The 14,006-nt window shown below is 72.1% G+C and carries 9 protein-coding genes and 1 pseudogene; 5 read left to right on the forward strand and 5 right to left on the reverse strand.

From position 1 onward, the window contains the following. Positions 1-1,653: 1,653 nt before the first annotated feature. Entirely contained in the window at positions 1,654-3,672 is a 2,019-nt protein-coding gene (locus AB0E02_RS35515) for a glycosyltransferase family 2 protein (protein WP_362147666.1), read from the forward strand. Beyond that, positions 3,669-5,630 (forward strand): kelch motif-containing protein, encoded by a 1,962-nt coding sequence (locus AB0E02_RS35520; RefSeq protein ID WP_362147640.1) that lies wholly within the window; start codon positions 3,669-3,671, stop codon positions 5,628-5,630. Before AB0E02_RS35515 ends, AB0E02_RS35520 begins: the two co-directional genes overlap by 4 nt. 344 nt (positions 5,631-5,974) lie before the next feature. Here AB0E02_RS35520 and AB0E02_RS35525 read toward each other — a convergent pair whose 3' ends face one another. The 3 genes from AB0E02_RS35525 to AB0E02_RS35535 form a co-directional block, all read right to left on the reverse strand. Then, complete coding sequence (locus AB0E02_RS35525) at positions 5,975-7,033, reverse strand: glycoside hydrolase family 6 protein (protein WP_362147643.1); 1,059 nt, start codon at positions 7,031-7,033, stop codon at positions 5,975-5,977. A 283-nt stretch (positions 7,034-7,316) separates the two neighbouring features. Then, positions 7,317-7,976, reverse strand: coding sequence for a class F sortase (locus AB0E02_RS35530; RefSeq protein WP_362147646.1), 660 nt, complete (start codon positions 7,974-7,976; stop codon positions 7,317-7,319). A 324-nt stretch (positions 7,977-8,300) separates the two neighbouring features. Next, positions 8,301-8,699, reverse strand: a complete 399-nt coding sequence (locus AB0E02_RS35535; RefSeq protein ID WP_362147649.1) for a hypothetical protein — start codon at positions 8,697-8,699, stop codon at positions 8,301-8,303. A gap of 561 nt (positions 8,700-9,260) precedes the next feature. Here AB0E02_RS35535 and AB0E02_RS35540 point away from each other — a divergent pair. Continuing rightward, positions 9,261-10,040: an HAD-IIA family hydrolase gene (locus AB0E02_RS35540; protein WP_362147652.1), complete on the forward strand. Its 780-nt coding sequence runs from the start codon at positions 9,261-9,263 to the stop codon at positions 10,038-10,040. A 204-nt stretch (positions 10,041-10,244) separates the two neighbouring features. On the opposite strand, the pseudogene AB0E02_RS35545 reads toward AB0E02_RS35540, so the two are convergent. Beyond that, positions 10,245-10,741, reverse strand: a pseudogene (locus AB0E02_RS35545) (extracellular solute-binding protein); the annotation flags it as partial. Between the two features lie 53 nt (positions 10,742-10,794). Here AB0E02_RS35545 and AB0E02_RS35550 point away from each other — a divergent pair. Continuing rightward, complete coding sequence (locus AB0E02_RS35550; protein ID WP_362147654.1) at positions 10,795-11,160, forward strand: VOC family protein; 366 nt, start codon at positions 10,795-10,797, stop codon at positions 11,158-11,160. Positions 11,161-11,218: 58 nt separating this feature from the next. Here the strand turns inward: AB0E02_RS35550 and AB0E02_RS35555 are convergent, their stop codons facing one another. Next, the gene (locus AB0E02_RS35555; protein ID WP_362147657.1) at positions 11,219-12,385 is read right to left on the reverse strand and encodes an ROK family transcriptional regulator; all 1,167 of its coding nucleotides are present in this window, start codon (positions 12,383-12,385) and stop codon (positions 11,219-11,221) included. A gap of 57 nt (positions 12,386-12,442) precedes the next feature. Between AB0E02_RS35555 and AB0E02_RS35560 the strand changes: the two genes are divergently transcribed. Then, positions 12,443-13,573, forward strand: a complete 1,131-nt coding sequence (locus tag AB0E02_RS35560) for a Gfo/Idh/MocA family oxidoreductase (protein WP_362147660.1) — start codon at positions 12,443-12,445, stop codon at positions 13,571-13,573. The last annotated feature ends 433 nt before the right edge of the window (positions 13,574-14,006 follow it).

The following is a 14,006-nucleotide window of genomic DNA, read 5'->3' on the forward strand; positions in this document are numbered from 1 at the left end:
CGGTGTAGTCGGCTTTGGGCGCGGAGCGGCTGACGCTGCCTGCGCGTTCGACGTGGTGTGCGGCGACGACGGGCCGCTCCTTGCTGACAAGGCCGGTGCGGGCGATCCGGCCGGCGGTGGGATGCGAGCCGTGAAGCATCTTGGGTACGGCGACGGGAGGCGCGGCTCGGGCTGGTGTAACCGTTGCGTCCGGCGTGCCGCGGTCGTCCCTTTGCGCACCGCACTCGCCCCTTCGCGCGTCACCCCCTCCGGTCGTAGGCGACCACCCTCCGGCCGTACGCCACCCCCTCCGGCCGTACGCCACCACCCTCCGGCCGTACGCCACCGCCGCCCGGCCGTACGCCACCGCCGCCCGGCCGTACGCCACCGCCGCCCGGTCGTGCGCCGCCGGTGTTCGTTCATGCGCCGGCTCGGGCCGGTGCCTCCGCATGTGGTGTGCGCGCCCCGTCGAGTGCCAGCTCATACGCACGCCGTGCGGTGATCCGGACGGGCCGGGCATGGTGGGTCGGCCGCGTACGTTCGCCACTCGCCAGCAGCGGAGTATCGGCCACCCCGTCAAAAGAGGGCGCCATGTGGGCATTTTCGGGCGGTTACGGGCTCGGGCGATGTGCGCTCCGCCATACACCGTCCCGCATGGCACAGCCTTGCCCGTATCCCCCTTGGACCGTCTTGCGATCAAGGGATCCGGTTCGGGAACCTGACCTGGGAACTCGGCCGAAAAGTGGCTGGGTTCAAGGGAGTTGGGGACTAAGGGATACGTCGGCTGGCGTGATGTGGACGCCGGGGAACCCGTGGCTCGGAAGAGCGGCCGGGGGCGCCCGTCACACCGCCGGAAACGGCCGCCGCTGCCCGCCGGCGCGGCGGCCCGACATCAACGAGCCCGAGTCGGTCGAGGGGGACCGGGGAATCGGGCCATCAGGAGATACGGCACGCAGCATGCGCTGCGTGCGGGGGGATGGACTCATGACGTCGCCGCCTGACGACGTCCGGCCGCAGCATTCGCGCGGTCCGGACCCGGACAATCCGCTTCCACACGATGACGGGCCGCCGGCCCACGATCCGCCGCCGTACGATCCGCCGCCGTACGACTCGCCTCCACACAGTGCGCCTCCAGACGGTGCGCCTCCAGACCGTGCGCCTGCACACGGTGCGCCTCCACACAACACCCCTTCACGCGCCGCACTTTCGCGCGACGCGCCTCCACAGGGCGCGCCTACGCACCAGGCGCCTCCACACACCACGCTTCCGCACCCCACACCTCCGCCGGACACACCTCTGCACCATGCACCTCCACAAGGCGCGCCTCCCCACCCCACACCTCCACACCACTCACCTCCACGAGGCGCGCCCCCACACCATCCGCCTCCTCACCCCACCCCTTCCCACCCCACACCTCCGCACCACGCGCGCACAGACACTCACCCGCACCACTCACCCCCCATCCCCCCACCGCCGCCCATCACCGCCCGGCCGCGCCTGCGGCGGCAGCAACCACCGCAGAGGCACCACCCGCAGCAGGTGCAGCAGCGGCAGCACGAGCCGCAACAGGACCGGCAGCACGGTCGGCAAAAGGAGCGGCAGAAAAAACAGCGCCAGCAACGACAGCAGCAACAACAGCGCCAGCGGCAGCAACGGCGCAGTTCGCAGGAGGCGCTGCCGCGTTATGACTACGAGCACCACAGCCGGCTGGCCGGGCCGTTGACGCAGCCCGAGCCGGGGCGCCCGTACCGGGTGCGTTATCGGTCGCTGCTCGCCGGGGAACCGCACCGGGTGCGTGCGGCGTTGTTGCTGGGGGCCGCGCCGTTGCTCTCGCTGGGGTTGCTGACGTGGCTGCTGCAGCCCGGGCACTGGACGCATCGCGACTATCCGGCGCACGCCTTCCTGCCGGCGCTGGACTCCGTGATGCTGGTTTCGATCGGGCTGATCGAGTTCTTCCGCTGCATGAACGTGCTCTCCAACGCGCACGCCACGCTCGTCGCCCGCGACCCCGTGCCGGTCGTGCCCGAGAGCGGCACCCGGGTCGCCTTCCTCACCTCCTTCGTGCCCGGCAAGGAACCGCTGGCCATGGTGACGAGGACGCTGGAGGCGGCGGTCCGGGTGCGGCACCGCGGGCCGGTGCACGTCTGGCTGCTGGACGAGGGGGACGACCCCGAGGTCAAGGAGGTCTGCCGGCGGCTGGGGGTGCGCCACTTCACCCGTAAGGGCATCCCGGAGTGGAATCAGGCCAAGGGACCACATCGCGCCAGAACCAAGCACGGCAACTACAACGCCTGGCTGCAGGCGCACGGCGACGACTACGACTTCTTCGCGTCCGTCGACACCGACCATGTGCCGCTGCCCAACTACCTGGAGCGGATGCTGGGCTTCTTCCGCGACCCGGACGTCGGGTTCGTCATCGGCCCGCAGGTGTACGGGAACTACGACGGCTTCGTCACCAAGGCCGCCGAATCGCAGCAGTTCCTCTTCCACGCGCTGATCCAGCGGGCCGGGAACCGTTACGGCGCGCCGATGTTCGTCGGCACCTCCAACGCCGTACGCATCAGTGCGTTGCGGCAGATCGGCGGGCTGTACGACTCGATCACCGAGGACATGGCCACCGGCTTCGAGATGCACCGCGCCAAGAACCCGGCGACGGGGCGGAAGTGGAAGTCCGTCTACACCCCGGACGTGCTCGCCGTCGGTGAGGGGCCCACCGCCTGGACGGACTTCTTCACCCAGCAGCTGCGCTGGTCACGCGGGACGTACGAGACGCTCCTCAAGCAGTTCTGGAAGGCACCGCTCACGCTGTCCCCGGGACGGCTCTTCAACTACACCCTGATGGTCATCTTCTATCCGATGTCGGCACTGAACTGGCTGCTGGCGGCGCTGAGTTGTTCGTTGTTCCTGGGGTTGGGCGCCTCGGGCGTCAACATCGATCCGACCGTCTGGCTGATGTTGTACGGCAACGCGTCGGCGCTGCAGATCGGGCTGTACGTGTGGAACCGGCGGCACAACGTCTCGCCGCACGAGCCGGAGGGGTCGGGCGGGGTGGCCGGGATGGTGATGTCGGCCCTGTCGGCGCCGATCTACGCGCGGGCGCTGTGCGATGCGGTGCTGCGCCGCAGCAGCCGGTTCGTGGTGACGCCGAAGGGCGATGCGTCGAGCCCGGACACGCTGCTGGGGACGTTCCGGGTGCATCTGTTCTTCCTGGTCGTCTTCGGGGGTTCGCTGGTGGCCTCGTTCGTCCTGGGGCACAGCCATCCGGCGATGATCGTCTGGGCCGTGCTGGCGATGCTGATCGCGATCGCGCCGATCGTCGCCTGGCGGCTGTCCGTACGCAGGGAGAAGCGGCAACGACAACGGCAGCGGAAGCGGCTGCAGGCCGAGGCAGCCGGCGGGCGCGCGTCCTACGCCCTTCCCCGCTACACCGCCAGCTCGCCCGCCGACCCCCGGCAGACCGCCCCGTACGACGGACACGGCGGACACGGCGGACACGGCGGACACAGCGGACAGAGCGAATACAGCGAACGCGCCGGCCATATCGACCACACCGACCACGCCGACACCGTCGACCCCACCGACCGCGCCCACCACACCGACGGCACCGACGGCTCCGACGGCACCGCACAGATCCAGCCCACCGCTCACTCCGGTGAGACCCTGCAGACCGCTCTTGGGGGACGTCAGTCATGAAGTACCGTCCGAGCCGTCGCCTGCGTCGACTGACGATCGCGACGGCGGTGGTGCTCGCGCTGGCCGGGGTGAACGGGCCGGTTCTCTACGGCTTCGCCTCGGAGGAGTACCACCAGTACAAGATCAATCAGCCCGGGTACAAGGCGGTGAACGGCCACTGGGACGTCGTCGACGTCCCCGCCGCGTACCGCATCAACACCATCCATGCGGCCCTGCTGCACACCGGCAAGGTGCTGCTGGTCGCCGGCTCCGGCAACAACGCCGCGAACTTCCGCGCCAAGTCGTTCCGCACTGTCCTGTGGGACCCCGTGAAGAACACCTTCACCAACATTCCCACGCCCAAGGACCTCTTCTGCTCCGGGCACACCCAGCTGCCGGACGGCAAACTGCTGGTGGCGGGCGGCACCCAGCGCTACGAGAAGCTGAAGGGCGACGTGAAGAAGGCCGGCGGGCTCATGATCGTCTACAACGAGGACCCGGACGGGCCCCGGACGTTCCCGGCCGGCACGCTCTTCACCGGCCGGGAGAACGGCAAGACCTTCGCGTCCAAGGACCCGGTGGTCGTGCCGCGGGCGAAGAAGACCAAGGACCCGGCGACCGGCCGGGTGACCGTGACCCACAGCGAGGCGCGGATCTACGTCGAGGCCCTCAAGAACGGCCGGAAGTACGCCACCGGCGCCCAGGACAACTACCGCATCCACGGCCTGACCGGCCCCGATGCCCGCAACTTCTACGGCATCGCGCAGAAACTCTCCTTCGACAAGAAGGACTTCCAGGGCATCAAGGACGCCTTCGAGTTCGACCCGGTGGCCGAGCGCTACCTCCGCGTCGACCCGATGAACGAGGCCCGCTGGTACCCGACGCTGACCACACTGCAGGACGGCACGGTGCTGTCCGTCTCCGGACTGGACGAGATCGGGCAGGTCGTGCCCGGCAAGCAGGAGATCTACGACCCGGCGACGAAGAAGTGGCACTACCTGCCGCAGCCGCGCTTCTTCCCCACCTATCCGGCGCTCTTCCTCACCGACCGGGGCCGGATCTTCTACACGGGCTCCAACGCCGGTTACGGCCCCGACAACGTCGGCCGGACGCCCGGGATCTGGGACCTGCGGTCGAACTCCTTCCGGCCGGTGCCCGGGATGAGCGACCCGGACCTGCTGGAGACGTCGATGTCGGTGCTGCTGCCGCCCGCCCAGGACCAGCGGTACATGGTGCTGGGCGGCGGCGGCGTCGGCGAGGACCCGCGGTCCACGGACCGGACCCGGATCGTCGACCTGCACGAGACCGCACCGCGCTTCCGGGACGGGCCGCGGCTGTACGCCAAGGCCCGCTACCCGAGCAGCGTGATCCTGCCCGACGACACCGTGCTCACCACCAACGGCTCGGGTGACTACCGAGGGCGCAGCGACTCCAACGTCCTCAAGGCGGAGCTGTACGACCCGGCCGCCGGCACCGCCCGGCCGGTGGCCGACCCGCTGGTGGGCCGCAACTACCACTCCGGTGCGCTGCTGCTGCCGGACGGCCGGGTGATGACCTTCGGCTCCGACTCCCTCTACGGCGACAAGGACAACACCCGGCCGGGCGTCTTCCAGCAGCAGATCGACCTCTACACACCGCCGTACCTCTTCCGGTCCTCGCGCCCCCAGCTGGTGGACACCGGTCCCGCACCCCGGACGGTCCGGCTCGGCGGTACGGCCACCTACCGCGCCCCGCACGCCTCGGCGATCAGGAAGATGCGGCTGATCCGTCCCGGGTCGTTCACCCATGTCACCAACGTCGAACAGCGTTCGGTCGCGCTGGACTTCCGCGTGACCAAGGGGGGCGGCGGGGTGACGGTGACGCTGCCGTCGGACCCGTCGCTGGTGCCGCCCGGGTGGTACATGCTGAACGCGGTCGACCGGGCGGGCACCCCGTCGAAGGCGGTGTGGGTGAAGGTCCCTCCGGTGGGAGGGAGTTGAACCGGGTTGGCGGGACCCTGGGCCGGGTCGGAGGGACCCTGGGCCAGGTCGGAGGGATCCCGGGCCAGGTCGAGGGGGCCCGAGCTGGGTCGGAGGGGGCCCGAGCTGGGTTGAGGGGGCCCGAGCTGGGTTGAGGGGGCCCGGGCTGGGTTGAGGGGGGCCCGGGCTGGGGCGAGGGGGCCCGGGCTGGGGCGAGGGGGCCCGGGCTGGGGCGAGGGGGCCCTGGTCCGGGTCGGAACGGTCCCGGCCGGGTCGAGGGAGTTGAGCGGGTCGGAGAGAAGTGAGTTGAGGTACCGCTCCGCGGGGCCCGTTCACACGGCCCCCGGGCCGGCGCGGCGATCGTGTCAGCGGGGGCTGCGGGCGGTGTGGGCAGTGTGGGCGTTGCCGGCATTGCGGGCGAGTTCGAGGGCGTAGGACGGCCACCAGGCGCCCGCCTTCGGGCCGCCCTTGCAGGTGCCGTCGGACTCGCCGGGGCGCTTGATCCAGAGGTAGCCGGATATCAGGGGGTCGCCGGTCCGGGTGGTGGGCGGGGTGCCCAGGGCGCGGCCGGGTGGGTTGCACCAGCTCTCCCGGTCGTCGCCGCCCGGGGCCGGGCCGTTGCCGTTGCGGCTGGTGTCGATGACGAAGTGCTTGCCGCCGACGAGGGCGGAGAGGCGTTTGCCGTAGGCGCTGTTCTCCTTGGTGGTCTGGTAGTTGGAAATGTTCAGCGCGAAGCCGTCGGCGCGGTCGATACCGGCCCGCTTGAGGGGCTCGGCCATCCGGCCCGGGTCCTTGATCCAGTGCGGATTGCCGGCGTCCAGATAGACCGTGGTGTGCGGCAGCGCCTTGAGCTTGCCGACCGCCTCCGTCAGCAGGGCGTACCGCTCCTCCTGGAACTGCGCCGGAGTGCATCCGTCCGCGAGGTGCGGCAGCGCGTCCGGCTCCAGGACGACCGTCGCGGCGCGGTCGCCGATGCCCTTGACGACGCCGTCCAGCCAGGCGCGGTACGCGTTGCCGTCGGCGGCGCCGCCGCGGGAGTAGCGGCCGCAGTCGCGGTGCGGGATGTTGTAGAGGACCAGCAGCGCCTCACGTCCGGCCCGGTCGGCTGCCTCGGTGAAGCCGCGGGCCTGGCCCTGCGGGTTGTCGACGCCTATCCATTCGGCGACCGGCTGCCTGGCGATCCGGGCGACCAGTCGGGCGTCACCGGCCTTGCCTTCCTTGCCGTAGGCGGACACCTGACGGGCGGCCGTACTGTCCGGGTTGACCCAGTACGGCGTCACGGACCGCGGGCGCTGGCCGGGCCGGCCGGGCACGGAGACGTCACCGCCGCCACTGCCGGACGACGAGCAGCCCGCGAGCAGCAGCATCACCGCCACGAGCGGCGCCACCCCTTTCGCGGCGGACCGCCGCAGTTTGCCGTACATCCTCTCCCCCCTCGGAGCACGGAACACATGAAACGAACAGAACAGATGGAACGGATGAAATAGATGGACCGGATGGAACGGATGGAACGGATGGAACGGACAGGCTGAAGAAGATGGAACGGACGGAGGACGCCGGCGTGCGACCGACACAAGACCGGCAAATGTCCGCCGGCCGAAGCCATCGTGGCACACCGCAACCCCGTCGAAGTCGGCCTGTGGACAACCTGTCCACAGGCCCTGCCGCGGCGGGGCGTAGGCACGGCGTAGGCAGTGGCGTAGCGCGTCAGTGGCGGGGTGCGCCGGCTGGTTGATAGCCCGTCAGGTAGGCCGAGATCACTGCCACGCCCCTGCCGTCGGGGGCCTCGCCGGTCAGCCGTAGTTCGGCGCGGCCGGGGTCGTGGGCGGCGTAGGCCGTACGGGCGTCGAAGCGGGCCCGGTCGTAGCGCTGGACGTCCTCGACGGTGAACCGGACCGTACTCCCGTCGGAGCGCAGGACGTCGATCCGCTCCCCCGGTGTGAGCCCGCCGAGCGACGGACGGCGGCCCCCGGTCGGGCCGCCCCGACCGCCGGTCACGCCGTCCCGGCCACTGGTTGCCTCCGGGCTACCGCTCCCGCCCCGCAGGGTGAGCAGCGCGGCGCCCGGCTCCCCCGGCTGCGGCCCCCGGGCGTACCACCGGATCGCCACGTCGGACATCCCCAGTGCGGCAAGCCGGCTCGGCCGTACGGTGGCGGGGGCCGGGACCGGGGCGTGGGCGTGGGCGTGGGTGTGCAGGGGTGCCTGGCGGCCCAACGGGCGGCCGACGGCGGCGACATCACCGGTCGTGGTGAGCGGGGCGGCCGTGCCGCCGGACAGGTCGCGGCCCCACAGCCACAGTCCCAGCAGCAGGACCGCCCAGGCCACTCCGGCCAGCAGCTGTCCGGGGCGGCCGTGCCCGGTGGTCACGGCCGGCTCCTTACCCGCCGGGGATCCCTCGTCCGCGCGGGATCCCTGATCCGCGCGGGACGCCTCCTCCGCGCAGGAGCCTTCGTCCACGCGGGCACCTTTGTCGGCCCGTGGCGCCTCGTCCGCGCAGGCGTCTTTGTCCGACCGCGATGCCTCGTCCGCGCGGGCGCCTTTGTCCGCCAGTGGCGCCTCGTCCGCGCAGGCCTCTTCGTCTTTGTCCGCCCGGGGGTCCTTGTCCGCCCGGGGACCCTCGGCCGCCCGGGGCCCCACGTCCACCCCGGGAGCCTCGGCAGCCCGGGGACCCTCGGCAGCCGGCGCTTCTCCTCAGCCCTCATCCGCCTCGCCCTGACGTTCGCGGCGTAGCCGCAGCCGGAGCCGCAGCAACTGGCCCGCGATGACCAAAACGGCGCCGCCGGCCAGCACCAGACCGACGGCCGAGGTGCTGCTCAGCTCGCGGCGCGGGGCGGCGTACGGGGTCGGGCGGAACGGTGCCGGCCCGGACACGGCGGCTGCGAGCCGGGCGGGCGCGAGTCGGGCCGGCACGAGCCGGGCGGGCGCGAGTCGGGTGGCGGGCGCGGGTGGCGCGCCGCCGTGGGCGGCCGAGGGGCGGGTGACGGAGACCGTGTCGGTCCGGGCGCCGTACGGGTCCGCCGCGTACGCCGGCGCCATCGTCACCGCGGCGGCCGCGACCGCGGCGCAGAGAGCGAGTTGCGGTGAGCCCATGGTGAACCTCCGATGCCTTTGAAGGTCCGCCCCTACGGGCCCGCCCGCATCCGGTGCGGCCCGAAGCTGCGCCGTTCGGGTGGCGGGTCGCCTCACGGAGGCGGGATGCGCTCATCGGCGGCATCCCCTCTGCCTCCGGCCGTGCCTGCGTGAGCATCCAGACCGACGACCGGGCGTGCACCGGTTATCCCTGAGTCGGCCGTCCGTTCGGCGCGAGCCGGCTACCGCCGGCTGGGAATATCCCTCGCCCCCGCCCCGTTCTGGCCCCCGAGGGGGCGCTCGCGACCCTTACGGGATCTGTTCGACCGTCCCCTAGGGCGAGCCGAAGGCCCCGCCCCTCCGGGACCTCCAGGGCGAGCTCAAGTCCCCCGGCACCTCCAGGGCGAGCCCAAGTCCCCTGCCACCCCAAGGCGCCCCGAAGTCCCCGCCCCCGCCGTCCCTAGTCATCTCCCCGGCCGCCCACAGGACCTCTACCCGGCGCCCATCAGGCCTCCTCCCGGCCGCCCATCAGTCATCTCCTCGTGATGGCGTACCGGCCGGAGCTGCTCGTACGGTAGGACCATGACCGAGCGTAAGCCCATCGAATCCTGGCTCACCGACATGGACGGCGTCCTGATGCACGAGGGCGTTCCCGTGCCGGGGGCCGATCGCTTCATCAAGAAGCTGCGCGATTCCGGCCGGCCCTTCCTGGTGCTCACCAACAATTCCATCTACACCGCGCGCGATCTGCACGCCCGGCTGAACCGGATCGGGCTGGAAGTGCCGGCCGAGAACATCTGGACTTCCGCTCTGGCGACCGCCACGTTCCTGGACAACCAGCATCCGGGCGGTACGGCGTACGTCATCGGCGAGGCGGGGCTGACCACCGCGCTGCACGACGCCGGTTATGTCATGACGGACCTGAACCCGGATTTCGTGATTCTGGGCGAAACGCGGACGTATTCCTTCGAGGCGCTGACCAAGGCGATCCGGCTGATCAATGACGGCGCTCGTTTCATCGCCACGAATCCCGACAACACCGGCCCCTCCCCCGCGGGTGCCCTGCCGGCGACCGGATCGGTGGCGGCGCTGATCACCAAGGCGACGGGCAAGGATCCGTACTTCGTCGGGAAGCCCAACCCCCTGATGATGCGCAGCGCGTTGAACGCCATCGGTGCCCACTCCGAGTCCTCCGCCATGATCGGCGACCGTATGGACACCGATGTGCTGGCGGGGCTGGAGGCCGGGATGGAGACCTTCCTGGTGCTGACGGGGCTGACGAGCCGTGGCGACATCGATCACTACCCGTACCGCCCGACCAATGTGGTGGACTCGATCGCGGACATCGTCGACCTGGTCTGAGCCCGCCGCGCCGTGACCAGGGGTGGCGGCGTGGCCCTCCGCGTCACGGCGGCGGGTCACACCGGCGGCGGGTCACACCGGCGGCGGGGGCCCACCCCCGTCACCCGGCCCCGGGCGGCTGGCCCCTCGTCACCCGGGCCCGGCCTGCCCCGGCCCGCCCTCGCCCCCCGGTCAGCTTCCGGTTGCCGTCCTCCAGGCGTCCACCTACGAGTCCAGGTTCTTGTCGATGTCCTTCCGTCCTTCCAGTCGGGCTGGAAGACCTCGACGTCCTTCATGAGGGCGGCGAGGGCCTTGGCGTGGGCGTCGGTGGGCCTGACGTCCTTGCGGGCGGTGAAGCCGCCGCCGACCGCGGAGACCTCCTGCTGGACCTCGGAGGAGAGCAGGTGGTCGAGGAACTTCTTGGCGTTGGCGGTGTGCGGGGCGTGCTCGACCAGGCCGGCGGCGTACGGGAGGGCGAAGGTGGTGGGCCGGGCGCCGGGCCCGGCGGCGGGGAAGAAGAATGCCTGGTCCGGCATCGACTTGGTGTTGGCGTAGTTCATCTGGACGTCCCCGTTGGCGACCAGGAGTTCGCCCTTGTCCGTCTTGGGGGCGAGCCGGCCGGTGGAGGAGGACGGGCCGACGTTGTTGGCCTGCAGCCTGCCGAGGAACCTCATGGCCGGGCCCTGGCCGCCGAAGTCGTGCAGCGCCTTGATGAGGACGGCGCGGCCGCGGAAATCCCGGAGACAGCCGGCCCGGCCTCCGGCACGCTGGACGCATGCTCGATCACATAGCGGTCCAGGTGACGGACGTGGCGGCCAGCGCCGCCTTCTACGACCAGGTGCTCGCCCCGCTCGGCGGCGTACGGACGAAGGAGTTCGGGGAGTTCCGCTGCTTCGGCACGACGGGCCACACGCTCTGGCTCGTCCCGGCCACGGACGAGGGCCCGGGCCGCGAACTCCATCTGGCGTTCAGCGCGCCGGACCGGGCGGCGGTCGATGCGTTCCACGCCGCGGCGGTGGCGGCCGGCGCGGAGTCGCTGCACGCGCCGCGGGTGTGGCCGGAGTACCACGACGCCTACTACGGGGCGTTCGTCCGCGATCCCGACGGCCACAACATCGAGGCGGTCTGCCACACGCCGTAGGGACTTCGGGGGGAGAATCGGCGCCTCTTCCTCCTCCCCTCGCGGCCTGCCCGTCCCGTCATTCCGCCTGACCGGTTTGCCGTACGGGCCGGTGGCCGCCGAAGAGCGGGGCGAGGACCAACTCCGCCGCGCCGTCGGCGACCGTGCGGGCGCCGCCGGGGGCGAGCGCCACGGACACCGCGGTACGGGCGCCGGGGCCGGCACTGCCGCGGGTGCGGGCCTGGGCGGCGAGCGCCCGGGACACCCCGCCCAGGAACTCCTCGGGGTGGTCGAGCACGGTGCGCCCGCCGAGCAGGACCCGGTCGATGTCGAGGAGTTCGACGAGATTGGCCGCGCCCACGCCCAGCGCCCGCGCCGCCCCCGGGAGATCACCGCGGGCGACCGCCGCCAGACACAGCGCCTCTATACAGCCCCGCTGCCCGCAACTACAGAGCGGGCCGTCCAACTGCACGATCTGGTGGCCGAATTCGCCGGCGCCGGTGCGCGGGCCACGGTAGAGGCTGCCGCCCAGCACGAGCCCGGCGCCGAGGCCGGTGCCCAGGTGCAGATAGCCGAACGAGCCCGCACCCGCGGGCATGCCCTGAGCCAGCCCGAGCGCCGCGGCGTTGGTGTCCTTGTCGAGCACGGCGGGCAGGCCGAACCGCGCGGCGAGGACGTCCCGCAGCGGGAAGCCGTCCCACTCGGGAGCGCCGGTGACGCGGTGCAGCACGCCCGCCGTGTGATCCAGCGGGCCCGGGCAGGCCACCCCCACGCCCAGGACCGGCGGCCCCGCAGCCTCGGCCAGCAGCGCCGCGACCTCCCGTTCGACCGTACCGAGCACCTGCTCCGCACCCGCGGCGAAGGCGAGCGGGGCGTGCCGGACAGCGACCGCGCGGCCGGCGAGGTCGACGCGGACGGCGGTGAGCTCGTCGCGGTCCAGATGCAGGCCGAGGGCATGCCGGGCGCCGGGGACCAGCCGCAGGACGGTGGCGGGTTTGCCGCCCGTCGAGGCGCGGCGGCCGGCCTCGGCGGCCAGGCCCTCGGTGCGCAGCCGCGCGGTGATCTTGCTGACGGCCTGCGGGGTCAGCCCGGTCCGCGCGGCGAGCTCCAGCCGGCTGACCCCCGCTTCCCCGGCCGCCCGCAGCAGGCCCAGCACCAGTGCGGTGTTGTGCCCGCGCAGCGCGGGGAGGTTGGCGCCCGCAGCATCGGCGACGCCGCCGAAAGGCGGGAAATCGTTGCTGGTCACGCCCCCATTGTCGGACAACGCTTGCACTTAAGCAACAGCGTTGCTTAAGTGGTGGGTATGAGTGAGACGAGCGACAAGAGCCCGATCGGCGCACCGCAGCGGAACGGCGACTCCCCTGGCGCACCCCTGCGGGTCGGCCTGCTCGGCTACGGCCTGGCCGGCTCCGTCTTCCACGCCCCGCTGATCGCGGCCACCGACGGACTGCTGCTCGACACCGTCTCCACCAGCAGCCCGGAGCGGCAGGCGCAGGCCCGCGCCGAGCATCCGCAGGTGCGGACGGTCCCCACCGCCGAGGCGGTCCTCGACCGCGCCGCCGAGCTGGACCTGATCGTCGTGGCGTCGCCCAACAAGACCCATGTGCCGCTCGCCACCGCGGCGTTGGAGGCCGGACTGCCGGTGGTCGTCGACAAACCGCTGGCCGCCACGGCCGCCGAGGCCGACAAGCTCGCCGCGCTCGCCGCCGACCGCGGCCTGCTGCTCTCCGTCTTCCAGAACCGCCGCTGGGACAACGACTTCCGCACCGTCCGCAAACTCGTCGAGGAGGGCGCCCTCGGCGACGTCCAGCGCTTCGAGTCCCGCTTCGAGCGCTGGCGCCCGACCCCCAAGGGCGGCTGGCGCGAATCCGGTGACCCCGCCGAGATCGGCGGACTCCTCTACGACCTCGGCAGCCACCTCGTCGACCAGGCGCTGACCCTCTTCGGGCCGGTCGTCTCCGTCTACGCCGAATCCGACGTCCGCCGCCCGGGCGCCGAGGCCGACGACGACACGTTCATCGCCCTCACCCACGCCGGCGGCGTCCGCTCCCATCTCTGGGTGAGCGCCACCGCCGCCCTGCTGGGCCCCCGCTTCCGGGTACTGGGCAGCAAGGCGGGCTACACCAAGCACGGCCTCGACCCCCAGGAGGCCGCCCTCCGCGAGGGCCGCCGCCCCGGCGACGAGGGCATCGAGTGGGGCGTGGAACCGAAGGCCTGCTGGGGCCGGCTCGGCGCCGGGGCCTCCCCCCGCATGGGCGGCGGCGACCCCGTACCGACCCTGCCGGGTGACTACCCCGCGTACTACACCGCGATCGCCCACGCCCTGCGCGGCGGCGGCGACCCCCCGGTCACCGCCACGGAGGCCGCGGCCACCCTCCGCGTCCTGGAGGCCGCGAAACGATCGGCGGCGGAGGGGGCTGTGGTGCTTTGCTAATTCCCCCCACGTAGTTGGCCGTCCCGCCGCGGGGCGTCTGGCCGTTGCGCTTTGCGGCGCCGCGTACGTACTTGTCTTCCCCGCCGCGGGTCGTCTCGCCGTTGCGCTTTACGGCGCACCGCACGTACCTGTCTGCTGCGCCGCGGGGCATCTGGCCGTTGCGCCTGCGGCGGGCTGGGTTTGTGTTGGGTGCGGTGACGGGCCTGCGGGGCCGGTGTTTGGGACTGCTGTCGCTTTACGTCCCAAACACCGGCCCTCCGGCCCGTCCCCTCCCGTTGGGGGAGGGGAAGAAGGTGAGTGGGGCTGGGCGTTGAGGCTGCAAGGGGCCTTGGGTACCCGTAGGGGATGGTCGAACAGATCCCGTAGGGGTCGCGAGGGCCCCCTGCGGGGCCACAACTCGGCAGGCGAGGGGCGGTATTCCCGCTGACCGGCG

Source organism: Streptomyces sp. NPDC048196, assembly GCF_040652715.1.
Lineage (GTDB): Bacteria > Actinomycetota > Actinomycetes > Streptomycetales > Streptomycetaceae > Streptomyces > Streptomyces siderophoricus.

Coding starts and splice junctions, on each gene's coding strand:
- AB0E02_RS35560 (WP_362147660.1), top strand. CDS start 12,443: ATGAGTGAGACGAGCGACAAGAGCCCGATCGGCGCACCGCAGCGGAAC.
- AB0E02_RS35520 (WP_362147640.1), top strand. CDS start 3,669: ATGAAGTACCGTCCGAGCCGTCGCCTGCGTCGACTGACGATCGCGACG.
- AB0E02_RS35540 (WP_362147652.1), top strand. CDS start 9,261: ATGACCGAGCGTAAGCCCATCGAATCCTGGCTCACCGACATGGACGGC.
- AB0E02_RS35525 (WP_362147643.1), bottom strand. CDS start 7,033: ATGTACGGCAAACTGCGGCGGTCCGCCGCGAAAGGGGTGGCGCCGCTC.
- AB0E02_RS35535 (WP_362147649.1), bottom strand. CDS start 8,699: ATGGGCTCACCGCAACTCGCTCTCTGCGCCGCGGTCGCGGCCGCCGCG.
- AB0E02_RS35550 (WP_362147654.1), top strand. CDS start 10,795: ATGCTCGATCACATAGCGGTCCAGGTGACGGACGTGGCGGCCAGCGCC.